Below are 24987 nucleotides of genomic sequence, written 5' to 3' on the forward strand. Positions count from 1 at the left end.
AAGATCTTCCTGCGCGCCGAACCGCTGCACCCCGGTGCGACACCGACCCTGCTCGACATCGACGGTCACCGTGTAACAGCGTTCCTGACGAATGCCCCACGCTGGCACGGACCGTTCCTGGACGCCCGGCACCGGGCCCGCGGCCGGGCCGAGAACCGCATCAAGACGCTGAAGAACACCGGCCTGAGCAAGCTCCCCTTCTTCGATTTCGCCGCGAACCAGGCCTGGGCGAACCTCGCGGTCCTGGCCGCGAACCTGGTCTCCTGGCTCCAGCTCACCGCCCTGCCCGACGGCCACAAGGCACGGGGCTGGGACATCAAACGCTGGCGCTACCGGCTCTTCGCCACCGCCGGCAAGATCATCACCCGCGCCCGCCGGACCCACCTGCTGCTGCCCGACGCCGCACCGGAGAAACCCCTCATCGCCGCACTGCTCGAAGCGATCAGCCGGATCGCCGCAGCCGCTAACCGCCCCGCACACCTGCTGCGGACCTGACACCGCAGCCCCCGTCAACCAACGAGCCGGAAAGAGCACGCCAACGGGATCAGTGGAAGCCCGCGCCCCGCCCCGCGACCCCGGGGCCCTTCAGCCACGCCCTAAATCCGATCCAGCCCGCCGGGACGACAAAAACCCGGACCCGGCGCCCCGACCGCCGTCCGATGAAAAATCCGGGCTAACATGCGAAGGGCAACAGCGTGGCTGAGATCCAGAAGCTTATCGGCGCTTCACACACGGGACTGCGACGGGTGGGCTTATGTTGCTCGACGGGCGAAGACCAGCGAGGAGAAGCAGTTGGTGCGCCTAAACGTCTCGGAGATCGGGGTTGCCCCCTGCCTTGCGTACCAGATCGGCCACTGCGTCGGCGGATGCACCATCTACGCGGACTTTGAACATCACTTCAGCGTACGACGACTTGCCCTCGTCCACCATGTCGGCAAGGGCCTGCAGCAAGGCATAAAGTGTGTCCCTCGGCTGGTCCTGCAACAGGCTTGTGCGAAGCGAGAAGGCAATCTGCTTCTCCGCCACAGGTGGACGCTGTAGTTTATCTTGGCCACCTGCTTTTTCGCCTTCGCGGCCCGGCGGTACTGACTTCTCCTCGTCAACTGGGGTGTCGCCCAGGGTGGGTTCTTCTGTCAGTGTTTCAGGTTCCGGCGGCAGGGGCTTCGACAGGCGCACGCCGGACTGTCCGATTCCGATTTCCGATGGGCCCGTCACGCTTCGTTCCACGCCGTCATTACCGACTAGAGCAATCGATCCGGCTGCAACTGCCTCGTATATGGCGCGCTGCAAGTCAGATTCGCCGCCCGGCAGCAGCGGCACTCGTGGTGTTCCCCAGAAGAGGTCTCGAACCTCGTCGAGAGGCTTGCCATAGTCGTTAGCGCGAAGGTTGTGAAGCAATGCCTTAGCGTTGAAAGTGCCGACGTCCACTACCTTTTGCGCTTCGAACAGCGCCATCCAAACAGTCGTGCCGTCGAGCGACGACTGATTCTCGTGTTCGAACGTTATAGTCTTCTCGATGCGCACCTCGCCGTTGGACTCGTCCGCTAGGTCGAGGTACATGACATGCTGGTAGGCCCTGCGGATCGCCGTCTCGAGGTTCCGTTTCGATTCCACCTTTTCGGATCTCGCCTTGTCGGCGAGTTCAGGGTCCGACTGGACGTCCGACATCTCGCATACACGCGTCCATGCGAGGTAGGTGACCGCGGCACCCCTGGCAAGGCCCCGTCTCTGGGTGTTCACTATGGCGTAGACAGCAGACGACGCCCACTGCACTGGAAACTTGTCCTCGCCCAAGCCCATCGCTGCGCGCACAGCTGCGCGTGTATCCTTGTCGATTCCGTTGAGAAGGGAAAACTGCCGGGGGTCAAGGACTACGAGGCGCGTGGAGCGTGCATCGTCGATGCCTGCAGTCTCGAGCACCTCCCGAGGGGAGCGGGACAGGTCGCCAGCAACGAACATGGCGACTTTGAACGGCCCCGACGATGAGAGGCGTTCTGCCGCGTTTGCGATCTCTGCGTCGCGTTCTTCTTCACTGATAGTTCCACGAGCCGCGCGCACCAGCATGTTTAGCGTCTGCCGGGTCGATATGACCAGGCGCGGCTGGTGACCCCCCTTGCCTGGGATGACTTCCACCGAGGCCAGTCCCCCGCCGTCGACATCTTTGAGATCGTTAAGGACGGAGTCTGCGTCAGCGAGCCCAAACTTTGCCGACGGTGTGAACATGGCCGCCTTGAGCTCGGGCTCGCTTGCTCCCTGTCGGCCACCCCCTCGTGAACCGACGACAGAACACAAGAAGAGGCAGGTTGCACCGCGTTCAGCAACGCGGGGGTTTACGGTATCGAACGAAGAGCCGTTGCGCTCCTTATCCAAGATGCGTGCTGACCCTGTCTGGTCATCGCCGCTCACAATGTCGGCGGACGCCAAGCTGCGAAAGTTGGACTGCGCGCGCGGATCCGCGATGAGACCGGACCCGATGATCGCTTCACGCACACTATCCTGCGAGAGCGGTAAGTCACCAGGACCGATGAGCAGTGGCGCCCATTCTCCCCTCTCGGTCCGCTTCGACAGCGTATACACCGTGGCTGCAAATATCCGAATAGTCGACCTCACCTTCTGAAAGCCGGAGAGTTTGGACCACTCCTGCTCGGCGAGCGAGATCAGCTGAGGGTGGAAAGGGTAGCAGCGACTAACTTCCTCTTCCCACGTCTTGGTCCAACTGGCCCCGAGGGTGTCGAATACCTTTGACTGCCACGACCCGTTCATCGAGTGCGCGAAGACCTTCGCTGTGGCCTCTACGACCTCGCTAGGCGCAGGAGCCTCAAAGAGTCGTCGTCGAAGAATCGCAGCGAAGTCGGTGTTGTCGTTGATGGTGGCAGGTTTGCCGTTGCGCACAAGCAACTGGTCAAGTTCCCCGCGTCGCGACTGGCCCTCGCGGTCGAGGTCCATGCTGTCCTTCTCGGACGCAATCATCACCACAACCATTGCGACGTTTGCAACGTCGTTTACGGAATCGAGTAATGCACGCAGGAACGCAAGATCCCTAATCGCCAAGTCGTGCAGGGCCCTATCGGACAACTGTCGGATGTAGTCCATGATCTCGTCCACAAGAATTAGGACAGGGCGGTTGACGGCCCTAAGTGCATCGACGATCTTGCTCTTGTCCGCATGGTGGTCCTTGTATCGGTCGTACATGGCCCTGTCTCCGCCGAACAGCCTCCAAAGGAAACGCTCGTGCAGCGTGACGGCGGGACCATCGAGATCATAGACGCCTTTGCCTGCGGTCATGTTGTCGCATGCAAGGACAACGACTTGCGGGCTGTTCAGATCACTGGGGATTCGGTCCCCGGCGATGCTGCACGCTTCCGTTAGTGCCTGCTTGCCTACGTCCGTACCGCTGAGGTTCTTGGGGTCCGCCGCAAGGTGGTAAAGCCCAATCAGACCGTGTGACTTGCCTCCCCCCATGGCCTGATCCAATCGCCAGAGGGCCGGCGCGGCGGTGTGGTTAGCACCACCTGCTAGGCGGACGGCAACGTTAGCAAGCAACTGAATGAACTGCGGTGACGGGTGTGTGATCTTCCCGTAGTAGGCAGCATCCGCGTAGGGTGGGCGCTGCAAGCCTTCCCCGTAGACCGCCTGATAGAGGGACATCTGCACATCGTCAATCTGGCCCGAAGCATGGATAATCTCCGGACGGATGGTCAAGGTTTCCCACCATGGTGTCACCGTCTTGCTCACTTTTGTGCTCCGTCTACAACGTCATCGAACAGGGTCCATGCCTGCGCTTTTTCATCGGCACGCTTCTGGGTCGTAACCACGTGGCGAGTCGCAGAACCGATGCCCCGTTTGCTCCTTACGAGGCCAGTCCACGCGATCCCGTCTTGATCCGCTTCCGGCAGTCGGGAAGACAAGAAGGACATCGCCGCCCAGAGGTAGGGATCGTCGAGACTTCGGTCTGACGCTGCGAGCACGTCCGCCACAGCATCAAGCCCGTCTGTCCACACGTTGGCCATCGCCAGAGCGACGTCTATGACGTGGGATGTGTCTGAAATGTGCGCCTTGAACTCACTGCCGAAGGCAAGTCGGACACCACTGCTTGCTTCCTTCAGCACACCCTTTAGAGCGTCGGCCGGCAGGTCAGAGGCGAGGGTTTGCCAACGAGCCTCGGATTTCGGCGCAACAGTTCTCCCATACAGACGGACCCAGGAGAGGGCGAACCGGGTGCGCGCGTCGAAGGTTTCTATTGGCAAATCATCGATCTGCACCGAGGCTGCCTGCTCTACGGCTCGTCGCGCCACGAGGAGGTATCTGTCGGGTTCGACTGGCTCGCCCAAGTTGTCAAGAACAACACTGTATTTGCCGACGACTTCCATCGCCGGACCAGCTGAGGCCATGAGTTGGTCGGTCGGAGCTAAACCGGCTGATTCCCAGTCAGGAACGCGGGCACTGACTTCACGCTTGACTTCGGCTTCGACCACGTTGGCCCGGCCAGGCTCGCGACCTGCCGGTGCCGGACGACAGGCCATTGTCAGCGTCGTCACGATGTTGGCTGAACCAACCGCGGCTCCGCCCTGCTCCGTCTTTGCCGGCCAGGAGCCTGTGAGGGTGAGCCCTGCGCGAGTAATGGCGGTCAGGAGTCGGTGCCAGACATCGGGGTCACCATGGCCAAACACAATGGTGACCACCCCGTCGCTGTTGACTACGCGCCGTGCTTCGGCGAAGGCCTGACTGATCGTGTCGTCATAGAATTGCTGCGTGCGGTGGTCGTTCGACTGGCTTCCGCCGCGCTTGACGATGATCTCATCCGCTTTGTCTTGCAAACCGTTGCGGTCGAGTGTGAAACTCAGCGACGGGTCAGCGACAGCCATCGCCCGTTTTGCCCACACATAGAACAAGTCAGACGAATCAGAATAATCGATCATGTCGTCGTAAGGCGGATCGGTAACGACTGCATCCTGCGATGAGTCGCGGAATGACAGTTGCGTTGCCGAACCACGGCTAATGTAGGCCGGACTTCCACCCTGCCGGTTCAGGAATCCTTTCAGCGCAGAGACGGTTTGGTCCGCCAGTGACCACCAGGACCCGGGACCGTCGGAAAGCGCGCTCTCGAACCAGTCATAAGAGAACGCCACGGACGACTGATTGACGAAGATGTCGCCGACTCGTGCGCCACCTGTGATTTGAAGGCGCGCTCCGCGTGTCGAGCGACGGATTTTCCGCATCATCGCCGCGGTCGCGTAGCCAGCGAGCGCTTTCGCGTAGTCCGGGGATACGCCTGCCTCGAGGATATCCTCGGAAACGGAATTGATGGCTCTTGCGATGCTGACCAGAGTCAGATTCTGGCGCGAGACGCACAGGTCCCCGTACACGCGATCCCCGTAATTCGTTGACTGAATCGTCCATGTGTTTCCAGCCGGGATGGCCTCATCGGGAACAGCCGAGAGCTCATCGAAGGGCTTTTCCTGCGCGACGGCGTGCTGGGCGGCCTCGGCTGCGGTGAGTTCTTCTTCGGTGGGAGACCTAAACACCTTCGTTCCGGATTCGTCGATGTCCGCGGCAACCAGGAGGGCATCTCGCCGCTGGCCTTCCGCGCTGAGCCTGGTGTGGACGGCCTTCGGGTGCACGTGCTCACAGAATGGGCAGACCGCCACGCGCCCCGAGGACGAATACTTGCTCTTACCGGATTGAATCCTTGTAGGAGTTCCGACGGGAGTGCCTTCGTGGACTTCTGCGCTGAACGTGCCGGCCTGTTGATCAACCACCAATCGGAAACTCTGTCCTGAGTCTCCCTTTTTCAGTCGCGGCTGACGCAAGAGCAATTGCCCGACGAGTGGGAAGCGGTTGCCGCACTCCTGACACGGCAGAGTTGAAGCCCAAAGGTAACCCCAAGGCTGCTTACCCTCGTACTCCGGGTAGAAGGGCTGCATCTCTGCTGTGAAGCGCTGCCCCACCTCGTTGAGCACGCCACGTACATCATCTAGGAGACGCGGTCCGAATGAGGTCTGTCCTGAAGCAAAGGGAATCGGCGGTTCCGCGGACCAGTCGCGAAGTGGGAAGTCCGCCAGGAGAGAACCACCCAAAGTGGCGAATGGCGAGTAGTCGATTCCCGAGGAACGGGCACCCAGTCGAGCCGCCTCGAGTGGAATCATTGCGCGACCGGAGAAGGGATCCAAAATGGCGGCACCGTTAGGGTAGGACTTAGCGAGTTCATCCGCGATCTCCCGAGCGGCAGCCTCGTACCCGTTGAGTGCCCTGCGGACCAGGTCCCGCAGCCGCTGCTGCTCGTCCGGATGGTCCGGCCACGGGAGCAGGCTTGTCAGCACTGCTGCTTTTGCCTGAACGAGGGGCCGCTTAGCAAACCAGACCCAAAGCGCCGATTCCGTGTTGCCGCTGCCCCACCCGGCGGTGGACGCGTCGCTAACTTCCGCGCAGGGGAACCATCGTTCGATCATGCGGGTCATGTGTCGTTCTCCTGATTGCGTGCCGCCTTGAGAGCAGATCCTGGTACAGCAAAGATGGCTTCTTGTTTGATGAGTCCGTCAAAGGTCGAAACCGGGTCGCGATAAACGCCGTACACGTTTCCTTCTCCGTTCGAGCACTCGTCGATGACGTAGAGCCAGTAGTCGTTGCGTTGTTGGGTAGCAGTCAGGATCTCGTTACCCGTGAGGCGGATGCCCTGGCTGGCTGCGGATGTCCACACGCCTTTGACCTCCACACACCGTTGAAGTTGTCCTCGAGTCGCGTAGAGGTCGTACCCGCGCCCTTCGAGGTGTACATCAGCAACTGCAAAGCCATCCCGGACGAGTTCGTCATGAACTTTCCGCATGGCGATGTTTTCACTGTCCTTCTCGGTGGGATCCGGCGGGATGCCGGCGGACTTGACCTTGATGTGCGATGCGAGCCGGACGTCGGTGATGGTCACCTGCGTCATGCGGCGAAGCCCATTTAACCGGGCATTAACCATACTGTCCATTTGAGCGCGCACGGCGAGCCGTTCGCTGCGGTCGGCGATGTCGCGGCTGATTTTGCTTGGCAGCTCGAGCAGTTCCCGTTCGGCCTGTGCGAGCCACGCGTGCAGAGTTTCGCGGTGGGCGTCCTGCTCTGCCTCGGCGAGCTGATCGGCTCGTGACTGGGCGTCCAGAAGGCGTCCGGGGTGGACAGGGCCGGCCACGCCCGCACCGGGGACTAGATTCGCGAGAGTTTCCCACGCGACCCGTCGTGCCCCGACGCGATCTACTCTGATAAGTGCCGCCCACGGCGTGCTGCGCCGCTGGTCGGCGTCGGCCATGGTTCCGTGGAAGGCGAAAAGCTCGTAGTCGCCGATGGTGGTGGGGTCGGTGACCAGTCCGCCGCGGTATACGTCGGGTCCGAGTTCGTCGCGTGCGTAGCCGACAAGATCGTTAAAGGACGGTTCACCGGGCCCCAAGGCGAAGACATTCGCCAGAGACGCGCCACCGCGCTGTGCTTCACTGAGCGCCTTGCCGCTCGTTGCAATGAGGGCGGACCGGTCCATACCGAAGGAGTTGGGGAGTGGTCCGGCTTGACCTTGGATCCTGAGGATCCCATCTCCTGCTGCCGTCTTGACGACGGACAGAACTTTGGCGAGGTTCAGCCGATGTAGATACTCCTCGATGATGGCAGGGTTGATCCGCTCAAGTGCTTCGGCGTTGCGTCGGCGGATGGCCTCGGCGATGTTGACAGTTGTTGCGAGCGCTGCTTCGACGCGATGAGCTTCCTGGGCGTTACTGCGAAGTTGCGCAGTGGTTATGGCCTGAACGGCCCGCAACGCCTCAGAGCGCCTGTCCTGGTCGTCTCCGTAGCTGTCGGACATAAGTCCTGTCAGGCGGTTCTCAGAAAGCCCTGACAGTTCCGCCACGAGGGAGAGGGAGTCGAACATCTTGCCCGACAGTTGGTTGGCGGCGTTGACGAAGTTGGTGAGCAGGACTTCGAGGACCGCACCTTCGCGCGTGCCCTTGGCGATTAGGTTGTACAACTGCACGTCTCTTGTCTGTCCGACGCGGTGAATGCGACCCATTCGCTGTTCGAGGCGCACCAAGCTCCATGGGATGTCGTAGTTGACGAGTACATGGGCTGACTGCAGATCGATTCCTTCGTTGCCTGCGTCGGTAGAAACGATGATTTGGAATCTGCGTGCCATAAAGTCGAGCCGGACTCCGTCACGGCTCGCATGGCTATCCCTGCCGGAGTACCGCTGCGCGGTGAAGCCTTGCGCTCGCAGCCTTGCCACGATCCAGTCCGCGGAATCAGCGTATTCGGTAAAGATGACCGCCTGCTCGCTATTGCCGGGCAGAACACCGTTATTTGCGAAGCAGTCGGTGATCAGCGGCTTCCACTTGGAGACGTCAAGGTCAGAGCTACTCAGGAGCGGCTCTAGACGCCGGAGAAGTCCAGTGATGGCCTTTCGCTCAGCCTTGGCAGCCCGAGACCCTTCAGCGATGACGCGGGCTTCGTCCTGGCCCGACGGGTCTTCGTCAAACGGGTCCAGGCGGTGGGCTGCCTCGGCTGGCGATTCACTTCCCATGAGGTCCCGCCGCCGTTTGAGGGTCTCTCGCAGCGAATGGAGCGAGGAAGCCGCTCGCTTGCCGTAGACCATGCGTGCCAAGGGCACAGCGCTTGGCGGGAAAAACTCGTCAACGAGACGGAGTGCTTCTTCGTAATAGGCATATTCGACAGCGTTTAGGGGAACGATTTCATTATGGGCGGTTCGCCCCCGGAAGAGCCGCGTCCTCCCGTCGTAGTCAACAAGGTCTTCCTTCATTCTTCGGAGGAAGTGGACTGGGCCGGGTTTGATAGGCCGAAGTTCGGCTTTCGGGTCGTCTCCGGGGTCGGGATAGACATCGGGGTCGACAAGGTGGAGAAGGTGCCGGAACAACCACTCTGATCCCCGGTGAGGCGTGGCGGTCATGAGCAGTGCGCGTGGAGTGTTCTGTGCGAGCAGTCGCCCGACCTGGTGGAACGTCTCTGCGGTGGGTGTAAGCCTGTGCGCCTCATCGAATACCACCACGTCCCAGCCTGCCCTGTCGGGCCGAATCGCTTCCTGAACTGCCGGGTTCATGGCGGCCAGTTCAAGAGACACGACCCACATGTCGTGGGGGTCCGAAAGCCCGTGCTGTTGGATGGTTTCATTGGTGATGCGCCTTAACTCCCCGCCGAAGAACCGCTCGAAGTCGCTCTGCCACTTGGTCACGAGTCCGGCGGGGCAAACCACGATTGCACGGCTGACGAATCCGAGTTTCTGCATCTCACGGAGATACAAACCGGCCATGATCGTTTTTCCGGTACCGGGTTCGTCGGCAAGTAGGAAACGCAGCCGAGGTTGCGGGAGCATGGCACCGTACACCGCCGTGGACTGGTGCGCGTAGGGCCGTAGGGGCGTGGAGGCGAGCACTGTGGTGTCCGCGTTAGCTCCGGCCGCGGCCATCCACTGGCTCCACATTCCGGCGAGGACTCGCGCCGAGTTGGCTCCGCCGTCGCTGTCGAGTGTGCGAATCTCCTTGACTTCAGCCTCGGTCAGTTCAACGGGCGTGTACACACCGCTGTCGGTCTCGATGAAGATGGTGCGGCCTAGCGGTGAGTCGAGAGACGCGTACACGGAAACCCACTCGGGAAGATTCTTCCCAGGAATGTGGATTCGCTGCCCCTTCTCAAAAGTCATAATTAGCACCTTACGGTGGTGACGGGATAGGTCGCGTGACTTATCGACCTATCCGACAGTGAGTCGTAAAATGCGCGCATGCACTTTTCTAGGAGCAAAGCCTCTCGGTTAGCCTCGACGTCTTGACTCGGCTTGTACACGGACAACCAGCGGACGTGGCTTTGGAAGAGTCAACCTGCAGCCGCGTCAAGTCTCTTTGAGTCTTCTAGCGGTGCCTGGAAGCTCCAGAATCGCTCCGCACGTCACTACAGCTGTAGAGGCAAAAGACGCTCCCTGACCGGCAACCTCTGGCGCCGACGCGCCTTGCCGGCAAGACAGTGTGGGGATTGGCCAAAACATCCATAAATCATCCATAAATCATCCATAACCAGGAGAAACGCGGAGATTTTCAGGGGAGCTGAAGGAACGCTGCGTAAGCTCAGTTCTCCCCCAGACATAGAGAGGCCCCCGGAATCTCGGGGATTCCGGGGGCTTAGCCTGTAGCGGTGGGGAGGCTCGATCTCCCGACCTCACGATTATGAGTCGTAAGGTCGGGGGCACATCAGTTAGCTACGGCCGCCGCTGCTGCGAACACATCAGCCGGCATGGCCCGGTGCAGCTTCCACGTGATTGCGATCGGCTTCTCGCCGGCGTGCTGCACGTAATCCACCTGGCCCAGGCACCTGTACGGTACCGTCAGCCCGGTCTCGTCTTCAGCCGTGTCCCTCGTGAAGATCAGAACATTCGAGTCGTGCGCGGCCGGACCGAGATATCGCTGGCCCGTCGGGCTCGTCGGTGACGTCGCGTTCTGCGACTCCCAATGAAACAACTCGGGACTGATGGCGTAGTCCTTGTACATCGTCGCCGCCGAGTGCTTCTTGTCATCCTTGTTCAGGGTGACAAAGAAGGCGTCCGTGGATGTCGCAGGGCACCAGGCAACACCCTCCCGATGCTGGACGTTCTTGCCGAGCTCCAGCGACCCGTATTGCAGTGCGGCCAGGACTTCCTCACGCCGGTACGTCGCATGAGACAGCAGCGGAATATGTTGCAGCCCCGCGCCGAGCCCTTTGGCCGCGTGCTTGGACGCGGCCACTCCGAGCTTCACAACCTGGCGGATCTCGTTGCAGACAAACTGGTAGCCGCGCAGGTAGTCGAGTCCGTCGTCGTACGTTTTGAACCCGCCGCCGTCGTCCCAGAGCGTGTAGAACAGCATGCGCGCGAACAACTGCCCCCGCATGCCAAGCTCCGCGTAGCGGGGCGCATGCGGACCGACCAGCATCGAGTAAGCCTCGGCGCGTTCAGGATCGTCCACATGAATAAACGCAGCCATGCGGGCCAGCAGCTTCTTCTCCTCCGTGTCCGACAACGCCTCGACCTTCCCGCGGAGTACGGTCTCTAGAGGTGAGAAACCTTCGATAAGCCCAGCCTGGTGAAGATAGCCAGTCCATGAATCCCTCGTCGACCGGTAGATCGATTTCACGTCGTTCCCGGACCGCTCGAGGTATGCCTCCAACTCCGTCTCGGCATGCGAGGCGATGTCCCGGACCAGCTGTGCCCGGTTGAACCGCAGCTGTGCCTTGATGTTGTCCAGCACCACCTTCTGCGCCACCCTGTCCAGCACGATCTGGGAGCCGGACGGCAGGTAAGGGAACTCATCCTCGACAGCCTTCTCCAGCTCCTTGCGCCCATAACCGGTCAGCGCTCGGTAGCGCAGATCGAAGCGGAATTCTCGGCGCTGCTGGCCGATGAAGTCCATGACTGTCAGCACGGCTTTGCCCTCAGCACGGCGCAGCCCCCGTCCCAGCTGCTGGAGGAAGATCGTGGCACTTTGCGTGGGCCGGAGCAGCAGGATGGTGTCCACCTGCGGCAGGTCCAGACCTTCGTTGAAAAGGTCGACGGCAAAGATGCAGTTGATCTCCCGCCGGCGGAGGCGCTCCAGCGCGGCCGCGCGGTCGACGTCGTTGGTGCTGCCATCGACAGCAACGGAGGCAATGCCGGCCCGGTTGAACACCTCGGCCATATAGTGAGCATGGTGGATCGAGACGCAGAAGCCGATGGCCCGCATCTGGTCGGTGCCAGTGACCTTGTCGCGTAGTTCGCGGATCACCTTGGCAGCGCGGGCATCGTTGCCGGTGTAGAGGTTGCTGAGTTGGGTGGTGTCGTAGTTGCCGCGCTTCCATTCCAGCTGGCTGAGGTCGACGTCGTCCGAGACTCCGAAGTAGTGGAACGGCACCAGTAAATCTGCGTCCAGGGCGTCCCATAGCCTGAGCTCACTCGCGGTGCGCCCGTCGAAGAACTGCTTGGCGACGTCGACTCCATCGCCACGTTCCGGCGTCGCGGTGAGTCCGAGAAGCTGCTGCGGCTTCAAGTGATCCAGCAGGCGCCGGTACGTGGGCGCCATAGAGTGGTGGAATTCATCAATCACGACGACATCGAAGAAGTCGGGTTCCAGCTGCTCGATGCCCAGCGAGGACATTGACTGGACGGAGGCGAAGATATGCTTCCACTCTTTCGGCTTGTGCTCCCCCACATAGAGTTCGCCGAAAGCACCGTCCTGCATGACATCACGGTAGGTACGCATGGCCTGTTTGAGGATCTCCTGCCGGTGAGCTACGAAGAGCAGCTTCAGATCGCGGCCGGCAGCCTCGCAGAGGCGCTTGTAGTCCAGGGCAGCAATGACGGTTTTGCCGGTACCCGTGGCGGCGACTAGCAGGTTGTAGTTGAAGCCCTTGAGGCGCTCGGCTTCCAGGTCCTCGAGCATCTCCTCCTGGTGAAGGTACGGCTGGACTTCAAGCCCTGTCGCTTCGTCCGGCGCTGCGGTGCGCCTGCCGCCGTTGCGCTCCAATGCTGCGTCCAGCTTTTCGCCGTCGCGTTCCGGATCGTAGCTCTGGAACGCCCGCTGCTCCCAGTAGCTGTCGAAGGTGACCTCGAACTTCTGCAGGAGAGTGGGTGTGCCAACTGAGCTGAGCCTGACGTTCCATTCCAGGCCATCCAGCAGCGCAGCCTGGCTGAGGTTGGAGCTCCCGACGTACGCGGTGTCGAAGCCCGAGTTGCGGCCGATCAGCCAGGCCTTCGCGTGGAGACGGGTGGCCTGCGTTTCGTAGTTGATCTTCACCTCGGCGCCGTAGCGGTTGACAAGCTCGTCGATGGCGCGGCGTTCCGTGGCGCCCATGTAAGTGGTGGTGAGGACTCTCAGGCGGGCTCCCCGTTCCTTGAGCCGCTTGAGGGCCGGCTCGAGCAGGCGGAGGCCGGTCCACCGGACGAAGGCGCAGAGCAGATCCACAGTGTCGGCAGACTCGATCTCGGCCCGGAGCTCCGCGGCGAGATTCGGCTCGTCCTTGCTGTTGGTGAGGAGTGCCGAATCACTGAGCTTGGTTGTGGGACGGCGAAGTTGGCGGCGCTTGAGGGTGTCCGGGCGGTTGAGGGACTGAAGTTGAGTGGGACCGGAGGCTATGCGGTCCGTGGTGTTCAGTTCCTTGAGGAACTTGTTCGCGAGAGCCACGCGATCGTCCGGTTTGGCTGCGACGAGTGCCCGCCTGACGGCGTCGGCGACGTGGCGGGAAAGGATGTCCGGGGAGTCTTCCTCATCGACTTCTTCGAAGATCGGCTGTAGTTCTGCCGTGTTGTTAAGTAGTTTGCCTAACGCGTCCGTATTGAGAAGTTCGTACAAACCCTCGGGCAACTGCTCGGCCGACACTCCCCCAATGAAATTAGTCACTGCGCCAGGCTATTTTGTACACGGGCGAATGACCAATGCGGTCTTGTCAAATGTCGGAACCGACGGCTTCGCCGGCACCCGGCGGTTCCCTATGTGCTCCCGGTACGACCTTAGACGTCTCTTTATTCCTTGCAATGCGGAATTCGCACTGGACGAAACTCTGCAGGAACTGACGTTGTCCGCGCCCTGTAAAATTCCGGACATGAACAGAGATTCGAGTCCAACTGAGGCGCCAGTTCCACATGTATTCGTTGCTATGGCTGACATACTGCATCTAAATTGCGATGCCTGGCTCCTCCCAACCAGCACCAAAGTAAGGATTCGAGAAAGCTGGACAGGCAGGATTCCTTTTCTGGATAGCTATGCCCAAGAATCGGCCGGCGCGGACTTTCGCGACGGATCCAAACTCGCCCAGGCAATTCTTGGGTGGACCGAAGATGCTCCGCTGCCGGTGCTAACGTCCGTTACCGTGGACAACTTGTGGCCCAGTGGCGCCTTGAAGGAGCGCATCCATGCTTTCGCTGAGGCCGCCGTGGACGCCATAGCGGCCCGAGCCCGCCCTCGAACGTTGCCGTTGCTGGCCGTTCCTTTTTTTGGGACTGAAGGCGGAGGTGCCGATAGGCACCTGGGCGCGATGCTGACAGCCCTACTCGAAGCAGCCTCCTCAGCCAGCCAGGACTACAACGTGGACTTTGTTATTGTCCTTCGGGATAAGTCCGCGTTTTCGCTTGCGCAGAAACTGCGCCGTGCGGCACGGGACGACTCCTGGGGATCACTCCGTGCCGAGCAATTATCACGTGCCACCGAACTGGGCGAAGAAGCTAAGAAAGGCCGCCTCGTTCCGTTCCTGGGCGCCGGGGTAAGCGTGAGCGCTGGGTCTCCTTCTTGGAGAACCCTATTGAAGCGTCTAACGGGCCACGTCGATCTCGGAGACATCGACCCAGTCACGTTCAGAGAACTCCCCCTCCTTGACCAAGCTGGCATACTTGAAAGATTATTCGAACGGCAGAGGAAGTCTATTCCCATGGGCTTTCGAGAAGCGGTTTGCGCTGAAGTCACACAAAGCCGTTACGGACTAGCGCCGGCGTTGATTTCCACGATGCCCTCTTCGGGCGCCATTACTCTCAACTATGATGCACTGTTCGAAGACGCCTGCCGCGACGCAGAACTCGCGCGCACGGTCATCCCCGACGATCACCCCGTTGCCGGCGATCGATGGCTACTCAAACTCCACGGGACAGTGACTAAACCAGAATCGATCGTGTTGACTCGGGATGACTACCTAGACCACAACACGAATCGCCAAGCACTTTCTGCCCTAGTCAAAGCGCATCTCGTTACGCACCATATGTTGTTCGTCGGATTTGGACTAGAAGACGATCATTTTCACGAGATTATCCATGACGTACGACGCGCACTTCCCAAGCGAAGGTTGAACCAACCTCGACCCTTCGGAACGGTACTGAGCCTCGACGCTGCTGACTCTAAGAGGCATATTTGGCAAGGACAACTCGACTTCATATCAGTTACTGATGATGCGCGCCCTCAGGGGCCCGTCGACGAAGAATCTGCAGCAGCTTTAGTGCTGGCAGCAGGAAGAAAGCTTGAGATATTCCTAGATGCTCTCGGGGCATTTTCCTCAGACAGCCATTCCTACCTCTTGGCCCCGCTGTACACAGAAGGGCTGAGTCATGAGGAGCGGGGTCTTCGTCAACAACTGCTGGCTCTCGCGAGAGAGCAGCGACCTGAAAAGTCGTCCGAAATCTGGTCGGTGCTTGAGGATGCCCTTGTGGAGCTCGGCTGGGAATCGGGAGATGACTACCTAGATGGCTGAGCCTCCGAAAGTCGAGACCCCGACCCGGTACAGGGGAGACCGGCACGGTTGACAGGTCCCCGTTTCACCGCCTGCGCCGTCGCGGTCGAATACATGCTCAGCCCCGATTCTCGGGTGCGGCTTGGCCGGGCTCGCCGGAACGGGACATGTTCCACTTCGTCCCGGGCCGGGTTTTGGGGTCCACGACGGCGCTGGCGCCGGGAGCGCTGATGGCGGCGTCCCGCCCAACAACGGGCAGAGCGTCTCCGGCGGGCGGGCCTGGAGCCGCGCCAACCCGGCATCTTCAACCGATGAGGACTGGTACGTGCACCTTTTCTCGCCTGGGCAGCCGGACTGGAACTGGCACAACCCTGCGGTGGGAGCCTACTTCGATGGTGTCATGCGCTTCTGGTTCGACAACGGCGTGGATGGCCTCCGGATCGACGTCGCCCATGCCCTGTTCAAGGCAGAGGGCCTGCCGGATTCTCCCTCGACGGGCGGGGTGGTGGAGGGACTGCGGTCCAACCCGCAGGTCTCCGACCAGGGGGAAGTCCACGAGGATTACCGCTGTTGGCGCGCCCTGGCCGAGACGTATGAACCTCATCGCCTGCTGGTGAGCGGGGTCAACCTGGAGCCGGCCCGCGCCGCACGCTACACCCGCGCCGACGAGATGCAGCAGGCGTTTGCCTTCGCGTTTGTGAAACTCGGCTGGGATCCGGCGGCTTGGGCCGAAGCCGGAAACGAACTCGAGGCCGTGCGGCAAATGCACGGGGCCACTCCGACCTGGGCGCTGGAGAACCACGACATCGTCCGGTCTCAGACAAGGTTCGGCGGCGGGAAGGTCGGCGCGCTGCGGTCCCGCGCCGCCTTGGTGGCCCTCCTGGGGCTCCCCCGTCCGGGCCTACCTCTACCAGGGGCAGGAGCTCAACCTGCCCGAGGTTGACGTCCCGCCCGCTGCCCGGGTGGATCCGATGCGGGCGCGCGGCGGAGTCTGCCGCGACGGAGCCCGTGTGCCGCTGCCGTGGACAGAAGGTGCTGCGCTGAACCACGGATTCTCGCTGGCTGAGCCCGCGGCTCAACCGTGGCTGCCGCAGCCTGCCGGTTGGGGCACCCACGCAATCGAACTCCAGCAGCAAGACCTGCACTCTGGCCTGAACCTGACCAGGGGTGCCCTGGAGTTGCGTCGCCAACTGTGGGAGAAGGGTGTATTTACCGCGCACGACGGCGGCACCTGGCGCATCGAGGCCGGCGGCCTCCTCGTCTCCGAACGGAGCGCCCACTTCCTGGTGGCCGTTGCCATGGGGACCGAACCGGTCAGGCTCCCGTCCGGCACAGTGCTGCTCAGCGCAGAACCGCTGGCCGAAGAGGGATGGCTCCAGCCGAACAATTGCCCGCCGATCTGCGGGGTGATGGAGCTGGCCATCGAGGCCGAGTCCTCGAACACGCTGGCGGGGTGGACCAGCTGGGTCACGAAGGACACCGTCACGATGGTGCCGCCGCCGATCAGTGCCACCAGCATGATGGCGCGCGGCACAGTCCTGCGCGGGTCGATGGTCTCCTCGGGCAGGGCGGTGACGGCGTCGAACCCCAGGAACGAGCGCGTATGGCGAAGGGCGCGCCCGCCAAAGCCGGACGCGCCCTCCGCATGCACGGAACCCACGAAATGGGTCAAAGCGCCTGATTCAGTCCATGAGCAAAGGCTGCTTAGCACCCTCCGACGATTCGACAACGGCCGGAACCTTGCCCGAACGGTGGTGCAGCCAGTTCGCCACCGCCAGAAGCGCTACGAGTGCGAAAGTGCTCAGGAGCTGCGGCCGGGAGTCCTCGCCGATGAAGCCCACTGTGAAGATCGCCGCGAGGATGAGGAGACCCATGCCGGTGAGCCACGGGAAGCCGGCCATCCGCAGGGGAAGCTCCGTTCCCTCGCGGTCGGCCCGGAGGCGCAGCGCGAGCTGGGCGAGGAGCGCGGACGTCCACACCAGCAGGGACGTCGAGCCCACGATGTTGAGCAGGACGGGGAGGACCCTCTCGGGGAAGGCCACCTCAAGCACGGCCGTGACAACGCCGAACGCGACGCTGGCCAGAACTGCCACCACCGGGACCCGGGCCTTGGACACGGAAGCAAGCAGACGAGGCGCTTCACCCCGCTCCGCTAGGGAGTAAGCCATCCGGGAGGCGCCGTAGAGGTTGGCGTTGAGGGCTGAGAGCAGTGCTGCCACCGCCACCAGGGTGATGGCGGTGGCTGCGCCGGGCATGCCGGCGACGTCCAGTACCGCGGCGAACGGGCTCTTCAGCCCCGCCGAACCGACGGGAACCACGGCCGCAATAATGAAGATGGAGCCGATGTAGAAAACCAGGATGCGCCACAGCACCGTGCGGACTGCTGTCTTCACGCTGCGGGCCGGCTCGGCGGTTTCAGCTGCCGCAACGGACACGATCTCGGTGCCGCCGAACGCAAATGCCACCACGAAAAGTGCCGTGGCAATCCCGGCGAAACCGCTGGGCGCGAACCCGGCACCGGTGAAGTGGGACAGGCCCGGCGACTGCACGCCCGGCAGCCAGCCGAACAGCAGGGCCGCGCCCACCAGCAGGAACCCGACAATTGCCGCCACCTTCAGCAGGGCGAACCAGAACTCGAACTCGCCGAAGTTCTTCACACTGGTGAGGTTCACAGCGGTGAGCACCACGATGAACACGAAGGCCATCAGCCACACCGGGAGGGCCGGGAAGATGGTGGCCAGCAGGCCTGCCGCACCAAGCGCTTCGGCCGCGATGACCACCACCAGCTGCAGCCACCAGAGCCAGCCCACCGTGGCACCGGCCACCGGCCCGTAGGCCTTGGCGGTATAGACGGAGAAGGCACCGCTGTCCGGATTGGCGGCGGCCATCTCGCCGAGCGCCCACATCACCAGGATGATGAGGGTGCCGGCCACGAGGTAGGAGATCAGCACGGCCGGGCCGGCAGCCTGGATGCCGGCGCCGGAGCCGATGAACAGGCCCGCGCCGATGGCGCTTCCGAGCCCCATCATGGTGAGCTGGCGAGGTTTGAGTGCGGCGCCCAGTGCGCGGCCAGACGTCATTGTCTGTTGTTCCATGGGGAGTCCTCTGGTTGTGGGTGGAACGGATTGGGGTTTCAGGTCAGTCGATTGTCGAGACTGTGTGAGCCTCAAGGAGCCGGAGCACGCGATCGTTGGACGCAGGGTCGGCTACGGTGATCCGCACGCCGTCTCCCTGGTACGCCCGGACCAGGATGCCGGCGCGGTCAAACGCGTCCACCAGCTTCGTCTGGAGGCGGTCATCCGTACGGATCCACAGGAAGTTGCCCTGGCTCGCCTGCAGGTTCCAGCCCTGGGCTTCCAGCTGCTCGGCCATCCGGGTGCGCTCCTGCTTGACGGCGGCGACCCGTGCTTCCATCTCCTCCCCGGCGTCCAGCGATGCGACGGCCGCCTTCTGGGCCAGCGCGCTCACCGAGAAGGGAAGGGCGGTCCGGCGCAGTCCCTCAGCGATGGCCGGCGCCGCCACGGCGTAGCCCACGCGCAGGCCGGCGAGCCCGTACGCCTTGGAGAAGGTGCGCAGGATGCAGACGTTCGGGTACCGGCGGTAGAGCGCCAGGGAATCGGGGCCGCTGCCCGCTTCGGCGTATTCCACATAGGCCTCGTCGATCACCACGAGGATGTCGGAGCGGACGGATTGCAGGAACGCCTCGATCCGTTCATGGCTGATCGGCACGCCGGTCGGGTTGTTGGGGGTGCAGAGCAGGATCACCTTCGTGCGGGCAGTGACAGCCGCGGCCATGGCATCGAGATCATGGCCCTCAAAGCTGTCCAGCGGGATGCGGACCGGCCGGGCGCCTGCCAGCTCAACCAGGATGGGGTACGCCTCGAAGGAACGCCACGCGAAGATCACGTCATCCCCGGCGTCGCACAGTCCGGTGATGATCTGCTGGAGGACGCCGACGCTGCCGGGCCCCACCGCGACCTCCCCGGCCGTGACGCCCAGGTGCCCGGCAAGCCGTTCACGGAGTTCGACGGCGGCACTGTCCGGGTAGCGGTTCATGGTGCCGGCCGCTTCGGCCACCGCAGCCGCGGCAGCAGGCAGCGGAGCGTAGTGGCTTTCGTTGCTGGCGAGCGCCGCAATGTCCAGGCCGGCGCCGCGGCGGCCCGGAACGTAAGACGGAAGTCCGGCCACAGCGCCACGAAGGGTGGGAAGCGCGGTGTCCGGTGCGGTCAGGAGCTGATCACTGGTCATGAGGAACGATCATGATTGTGACCCGCCCCACAATGCAAGATACCCTCATCCCATTGGGACTTCTGCTCAACTTCTAGCAACCGTGGTGAAAATATGACCATCCCGAACTCTCGCACCGTGGATTCCCTCGACGGCAGGATCATCCTGGCCCTCGACAAGGATCCGGAAGCCAGCGCCCTGGCACTCTCGCGGACGCTCGGCGTCGCACGGAACACGGTCCACGCCCGGCTGGCACGGCTCGAGCGCAGCGGCGCCCTCCGCACCTTCAGCCGGAGGCTGGATCCGGCCGCGCTGGGCTATGACCTGATGGCCTTCCTCTCGCTGTCCATCAGCCAGACCCGGACAGGTGCGGTGGAAGACGGGCTCGCCGCGATTCCGGAGGTCATCGAGGTGCACGCCACCACCGGGGATGCGGACCTCATGGCCAAGGTGGTGGCCCGCAGCACGGCCGACCTCTACCGCATCACCAACGAGATCCTGGAAATCGAGGGGATCCAACGGACCAGCACGGCCATTTCCGTGCTGGAACTCATGCCGCCCCGCTACGACGGCCTCCTGAGCCGGCTCTCCGAGCAGGAATCCCGCCCTTCCAGCTAGATGGGTGACCCACGCCACAAGTGGGCATATTTTCACTTAGGCCTGCATCGTCCTGCCAAATATCCCAACCAAACCCGCCTCTCTTGCCTATCTGCTGACCAGCCCACAAGCTTCCTGCATGACTACTCTTACCGTCTCCGGCCGCGTGGCACAGGTTCTCAGCAGCTACCTCAGCGACGTCTTCGGCGTCATGGGCAACGGAAACGTCTACTTCCTGGACGCCGCGGAAAAGCTGGGCCTCCGCTTTTCCCCCGTCCGCCATGAAGGCGCCGCCATCGCCGCGGCCGACGCCTACTACCGAACGTCAGGACGCCTCGCAGCGGGCACCACCACCTACGGCCCCGGCTACACCAACGCGCTCACCGCCCTGGCCGAGGCGGTCCAGGCGCAGATCCCCGTGGTGCTGGTCACCGGGGACGCTCCGAGCAGCGGCGCCCGGCCCCAGGACGTAGACCAGGCGGCCATCGCCGCGGGCCTCGGCGCGGCTACCTTCACCGTCACCCGCGACGCCGCGGGCGCCATCACCCGGCAGGCGGTGGAGTACGCGCTCACCAAGCGCACCGCCGTCGTGATTGCCATCCCCTACGACCTCGCGGCACTCGAGGCTGCGGATGAAGAACTTCTGGCGCCGCTGGCACCTCAGGTAACGGACGACGTCGACGGCGGCCTTGGGCAGGTAGCCCGCCTCCTTGCCGGGGCGAAGCGGCCGCTGATCCTGGCCGGCCGCGGTGCGCATCTCGCCGGAGCCGGCCCGGAGCTCCGGGAACTCGCCGACCGCCTCGGCGCACTGACCGCCGGAACCGCCCTGGCGCTCAACCTCCTCAAAGGCGAGGGGTACCTGGGCGTCGCGGGCGGTTTCGGCACCGACACCGCGGCCGGGCTCATGGGCGAGGCCGATGTGGTCCTCGTGGCCGGGGCGAGCCTGAGCCCCTTCACCATGCGGTTCGGGCACCTGCTCGGCCCGGACAGCACCGTCATCCAGATCGACGCCGCCCTGCAGCCGACGCACCCCCGGGTGGATACGTTCGTCAGCGCGGACGTGAAGTCTGCCGCGCGACACATCCTGAGGATGCTGGACGCCCCGGCCTCGCCGAACGCCAGCCGCGCAGAAGCCTGGCGCGCGGAAGCCCGCAAGCGCCTGGCCGAAGGACCGGCCCACCACCCAGGCTCCGACGAGACCCCGGACGGCCGGCTGGACCCGCGCTCCCTTGCCACGGCACTCGATGCCGTGCTGCCGGAGCGCCGCACGGTGGTCCAGGACGGCGGGCACTTCGTCGGCTGGGCACCCATGTACTGGCAGATTCCGCGGCCGCAGGACCTGGTCATGGTGGGGACCGCCTACCAGGCCATCGGGCTGGGCCTTGCCAGCGCCGTCGGGGCAGCCCGCGCGCTGGAGGACGGCCGCACCCTGGTGCTGGCCTCCGGCGACGGCGGTTTCCTGATGGGCCTGTCCGACCTCGAATCGCTCATTGGTGCGGCGAGCAGCGCCGTCGTCGTGATCTACAACGACGCCGCCTACGGGGCCGAAATCCACCAGTACGGCTCCCAGGGCCTGACCCAAAAGCCCATGCTGATCCCCGAGGTGGACTTCAGCGGCATCGCCCGCGCCCTCGGTGCCGAGTCGGCCATCATCCGCTCACTGGCGGACCTTGATGAGCTCAGGGACTGGATCGACGCCGGCGCGAAGGGAACCTTCGTGGCCGACTGCCGCATCACGTCCAGCGTCCGGGCACCCTGGCTGAGCGAATGGATGGAGGCCAAGCAGAAGGCGAAGGCGGCGGTGGCGGGCTGATTCACAGATCCACCACCTGACGTGTCCGCATGAAGGCTGCCCGGGACGGGACCGTACTGGCCAGCCACACCACGGTGAAGCTATTGAAGCCGCCGCTGCCGGAACATTGGAAACGATTCCCGCACCCGGGCCACAGTCTCCGGCGAAACATCCACTGTCCGCACACCGGGATCCAGCCCAAGGTCAAGCTCAACCACACCCATCGGATCAACCAGGACGCTTCGGCCCACCGACACCGGCGGCGCCTGGCACACCCCCGCCACATACACGCTGTTCTCGATCGCCCGCGCCGTGTTCAGCGCCAGCCACTGCTCCGTCTTGTGCTCGCCCGGCACCCAGGACGAGCAGACCAGCAGGACCTGTGCGCCGGCGTCGGCCAGTGACCTGGCCAGCTCCGGGAACCGCAGGTCATAACAGGTCATCAGCCCGTACCGCACTCCCCCGTGCTCGAACACCACCGGGTCGATGGAGGGGCCCGGCTTGATGAACGTGGATTCCCCGAAACCCTGTGCGTCGAAAAGGTGGATCTTCCGGTAGAAAGCCAGCTGGCCGCCGTCGGGCCCGAAAGCCACCAAAGTGTTGTAGGCCCTGCCGGGCTCGTCCGACGTCTCCACCACGCCCGCCACCAACGCGATGCGGTGGCGGGCGGCGATGTCGGCAAGCTCCCGGCAGACGGGACCGTCCAGCGGCTCTGCCACCGCCGGGAACGTCGCGTCCACCTTCTTCTTCTCGTAGGTGGCGTACTCCGGGAAGGCGACCAGCACAGCGCCGTCACGCGCTGCCTCGGCGGCGAACCGGTCGATCACGGCGAGGTTGGCCCGGATGTCGGCGCCCGACTCCAGCTGCCCCAGCGCTATCCTCACGGCAATTCCTTCCCTGGGCCCACCGGCCACACTTCAAACTGTCAGGGTCAGGCGGCGGCCTCGACCGTCGCCTTCTCCGTGGCCGCCATCTCCGGCGGCGAGGCCTTGAAGCCCCGCGTGATCAGGGCCAGGACCACCACGCCCAGCACCACCCAGGAAACCCCCAGCGTAATGGCGTTGCTGTCCAGCCGGGATAGCAGGTAGGCGCAGATGAGGGCGCCGATCACAGGGACCACCACGTAGGACACCGGGTTCAGCTGCTGCCCGGCCCGGCGCTGTCGCACATAGTGGAACACCACCGCGGCGTTCACCAGCGTGAAGGCGGTGAAGGCACCAAAGTTGATGAACGACGTCGACGTGGCCACGTCCAGGAAGATCGCGATCAGGCCCACGATGCCGGTGACCACCAGGTTCGCCACCGGGGTGTGGAACTTCTCGCTGAGCCGGCCGAAGACCGCCTTGGGCAGGACCGAGTCGCGGCCCATCGCGTACAGCAGGCGGGAGGCGCTGGCCTGCGCGGCCAGGCCGGAGGCGAACTGCGCCACCACCAGCCCCGCCAGGAACACGGCGCCGAACAGCTGCCCCCCGATCTGCAGGGCGATGGAGCTGGCCGCAGCCGCCGAGTCCTCGAAGACCCCGCCGGGGTGGACCAGCTGGGTCACGTAGGACACCGCCACGAAGATGCCGCCGCCGATCAGGGCCACGAGCATGATGGCGCGCGGCACGGTGCGGCGCGGGTTGATGGTTTCCTCGGTGAGGGTGGTGACGGCGTCGAACCCCAGGAACGAGTACGCGGCGATGGCCGCCCCGGCGGAGATGGTGGCGAAGCTGGCCGTGTCGTTGAAGAACGGCTGCGTGCTGGCCAGTCCCCCGGCGCCGTTGGCGGACACCACGCTGCCGATGGCCAGCGCCACGAAGAACACGAGGACCAGCAGCTGGAACGCCATCAGCACGTAGTTGGCCTTGTCCGCCACCTTGATGCCCAGGATGTTCAGCAGCGTGGTGATAACGATGAAGCCCACGATCCAGACGCCGATGGGGATGCCGGGGAACTGGGCGCTCAGGTAGGAGCCGCCGATGAGCCAGATGACCATGGGCAGGAAGAGGTAGTCCAGCAGGACGGCCCAGCCCACCAGGAACCCGACGCGGGAATCGATGGAGCGGCGGACGTAGGTGTAGGCGGAGCCGGCCACGGGGTAGGCGATGGCCATCCGGCCGTAGCTGTGCGCGGTGAACAGCATGGCCACGAGCGCCACGAGGTACGCGGCGGGCGCGGCGGGCGCGGCGCCGCCGGTGGTTTCGGCGATGATGCCGAAGATCCCCAGGACGATGATCGGGGTCAGGTACGCCAGCCCGAACAGGACCAGCGAGGGCAGCTTCAGCGTGCGGGTGAGGGTTGTTGTCACGGTGTTTCCTTAGGGCTTGTAGGACGGCGGTGTCCAGGTGGCCGGGTTGATCCGGCCTTGGTAGACGGAAAGTTCGACGGCGGGCTCCCCCTCGCGGAACTGCGACCAGGGCCGGTTGAGGTTCTCCGTGCCGTGCGTGCGGACGCGGTCGACGGCGGCCAGGTCCAGTTCCGCGGTGAGCAGCTGCGGCTGATCGTCGGGTGCCTCAGCGAGGGTGTTGCCCTCCGGGTCCACGATGATGCTCTTGCCCTGGCCGGTGGGGCCTGCGCAGTTGACGCTGACCATAAAGACCTGGTTCACGATGGCGTTGGCCTTGGCGAGGATCAGTTCCTGTTTGCGGTCCGGGGTGGTGGTTTTGACGACGTTGAGGATGACGTCGGCGCCCATCCAGGCGAGCTGACGGGACACCTCCGGGTACCAGGCGTCGTAGCAAATGTTCAGGCCCACCCTGCCGATGCCGGGCAAGTCCACGGTGGTGAACCTGTCGCCGGGATCGTAGGGCTCGAACGGGCGCCATGGGAAAATCTTGCGGTAGTAGCCGGCGAGTTCCCCTTCCGGGGAAAGGACCAGCTGGGTGTTGAACAGCTGGCCTTCGGGGCCGCGTTCGCAGACGCTGCCCGGGACCAGCCAGATGTTGAGGTCGTTGGCGAGCTGTTTGAGCTCTTTGACCCGTGGCCCGTCGAGGGGCTCGGCACTTGCTTGGAGCATTTCGGTGCGCTGCAGGTCCGGGTTTTCATCGCCGAACAGGTGCAGCTCCGGGAAGACCACCAGCTTGCTGTGCGGCTGGGCTGCCAGGGCTTCTTTGACCTCGTCCCCGAAGGCCGAGACAGGCTCGCCGATGAGCCGCGGCCGGGCCTGGGCGGCGATGAGGGGAAGGATGCGTTGCATGGGTTTTTCT

The 24987-nt window shown here is 63.6% G+C and carries 15 protein-coding genes; 5 read left to right on the forward strand and 10 right to left on the reverse strand.

All coding sequences use genetic code 11. From position 1 onward, the window contains the following. A partial coding sequence (locus DAD99_RS03765; protein WP_193340411.1) for a transposase occupies positions 1 to 495 on the forward strand: 495 nt, incomplete at its 5' end. A gap of 306 nt (positions 496 to 801) precedes the next feature. On the opposite strand, the gene DAD99_RS03770 is transcribed toward DAD99_RS03765, so the two are convergent. From DAD99_RS03770 to DAD99_RS03785, 4 genes are all read right to left on the reverse strand, one after another. Then, entirely contained in the window at positions 802 to 3735 is a 2934-nt protein-coding gene (locus tag DAD99_RS03770; RefSeq protein WP_309233195.1) for a DUF499 domain-containing protein, read from the reverse strand. Continuing rightward, complete coding sequence (locus tag DAD99_RS03775) at positions 3732 to 6458, reverse strand: DUF1156 domain-containing protein (protein ID WP_193340412.1); 2727 nt, start codon at positions 6456 to 6458, stop codon at positions 3732 to 3734. The genes DAD99_RS03770 and DAD99_RS03775 overlap by 4 nt, the downstream gene beginning before the upstream one ends. Then, positions 6455 to 9673 carry a helicase-related protein gene (locus tag DAD99_RS03780; RefSeq protein WP_193340413.1) on the reverse strand — a complete coding sequence of 1073 codons (3219 nt, stop codon included), beginning with the start codon at positions 9671 to 9673 and terminating at the stop codon, positions 6455 to 6457. Before DAD99_RS03780 ends, DAD99_RS03775 begins: the two co-directional genes overlap by 4 nt. A 541-nt stretch (positions 9674 to 10214) precedes the next feature. Further along, on the reverse strand, positions 10215 to 13370 hold the full coding sequence (locus tag DAD99_RS03785) for a DUF3427 domain-containing protein (protein ID WP_193340414.1): 3156 nt from the start codon (positions 13368 to 13370) through the stop codon (positions 10215 to 10217). Between DAD99_RS03785 and DAD99_RS03790 the strand changes: the two genes are divergently transcribed. Together DAD99_RS03790 and DAD99_RS21485 are read left to right on the forward strand one after the other, a co-directional pair. Then, on the forward strand, positions 13357 to 15204 hold the full coding sequence (locus tag DAD99_RS03790) for an SIR2 family protein (protein WP_193340415.1): 1848 nt from the start codon (positions 13357 to 13359) through the stop codon (positions 15202 to 15204). The genes DAD99_RS03785 and DAD99_RS03790 overlap by 14 nt on opposite strands. A 121-nt stretch (positions 15205 to 15325) precedes the next feature. Beyond that, positions 15326 to 16126, forward strand: a complete 801-nt coding sequence (locus DAD99_RS21485) for an alpha-amylase family glycosyl hydrolase (RefSeq protein ID WP_227007629.1) — start codon at positions 15326 to 15328, stop codon at positions 16124 to 16126. Between the two features lie 132 nt (positions 16127 to 16258). On the opposite strand, the gene DAD99_RS22095 is transcribed toward DAD99_RS21485, so the two are convergent. From DAD99_RS22095 to hisC, 3 genes are read right to left on the reverse strand one after another with little or no spacing between them, the layout of a single operon-like run. After that, positions 16259 to 16843 (reverse strand): hypothetical protein, encoded by a 585-nt coding sequence (locus DAD99_RS22095; protein WP_305072176.1) that lies wholly within the window; start codon positions 16841 to 16843, stop codon positions 16259 to 16261. A gap of 22 nt (positions 16844 to 16865) precedes the next feature. Further along, a complete protein-coding gene (locus DAD99_RS03805) occupies positions 16866 to 18278 on the reverse strand; it encodes an amino acid permease (protein WP_193340416.1) in 1413 nt (470 codons plus the stop codon). A gap of 43 nt (positions 18279 to 18321) precedes the next feature. Next, positions 18322 to 19431: a histidinol-phosphate transaminase gene (gene hisC / locus DAD99_RS03810; RefSeq protein WP_193340417.1), complete on the reverse strand. Its 1110-nt coding sequence runs from the start codon at positions 19429 to 19431 to the stop codon at positions 18322 to 18324. A 93-nt stretch (positions 19432 to 19524) separates the two neighbouring features. On the opposite strand from hisC, the gene DAD99_RS03815 reads away from it, so the two are divergent. Beyond that, on the forward strand, positions 19525 to 20028 hold the full coding sequence (locus tag DAD99_RS03815; RefSeq protein WP_193340418.1) for an Lrp/AsnC family transcriptional regulator: 504 nt from the start codon (positions 19525 to 19527) through the stop codon (positions 20026 to 20028). Between the two features lie 118 nt (positions 20029 to 20146). Then, on the forward strand, positions 20147 to 21820 hold the full coding sequence (locus DAD99_RS03820) for a thiamine pyrophosphate-binding protein (RefSeq protein ID WP_193340419.1): 1674 nt from the start codon (positions 20147 to 20149) through the stop codon (positions 21818 to 21820). A gap of 80 nt (positions 21821 to 21900) precedes the next feature. Here DAD99_RS03820 and DAD99_RS03825 read toward each other — a convergent pair whose 3' ends face one another. Genes DAD99_RS03825 through DAD99_RS03835 form a run of 3 tightly spaced genes read right to left on the reverse strand, consistent with a single transcriptional unit; the run spans position 21901 to position 24977 of the window. Then, positions 21901 to 22683 carry a carbon-nitrogen hydrolase family protein gene (locus tag DAD99_RS03825; protein WP_193340420.1) on the reverse strand — a complete coding sequence of 261 codons (783 nt, stop codon included), beginning with the start codon at positions 22681 to 22683 and terminating at the stop codon, positions 21901 to 21903. A gap of 47 nt (positions 22684 to 22730) precedes the next feature. After that, on the reverse strand, positions 22731 to 24089 hold the full coding sequence (locus DAD99_RS03830) for an APC family permease (protein ID WP_193340421.1): 1359 nt from the start codon (positions 24087 to 24089) through the stop codon (positions 22731 to 22733). A 9-nt stretch (positions 24090 to 24098) separates the two neighbouring features. Then, entirely contained in the window at positions 24099 to 24977 is an 879-nt protein-coding gene (locus DAD99_RS03835; RefSeq protein ID WP_193340422.1) for a carbon-nitrogen hydrolase family protein, read from the reverse strand. Positions 24978 to 24987: the final 10 nt, after the last annotated feature.

Source organism: Pseudarthrobacter sp. AB1 (assembly GCF_014926485.1).
Classification (GTDB): Bacteria; Actinomycetota; Actinomycetes; order Actinomycetales; family Micrococcaceae; genus Arthrobacter.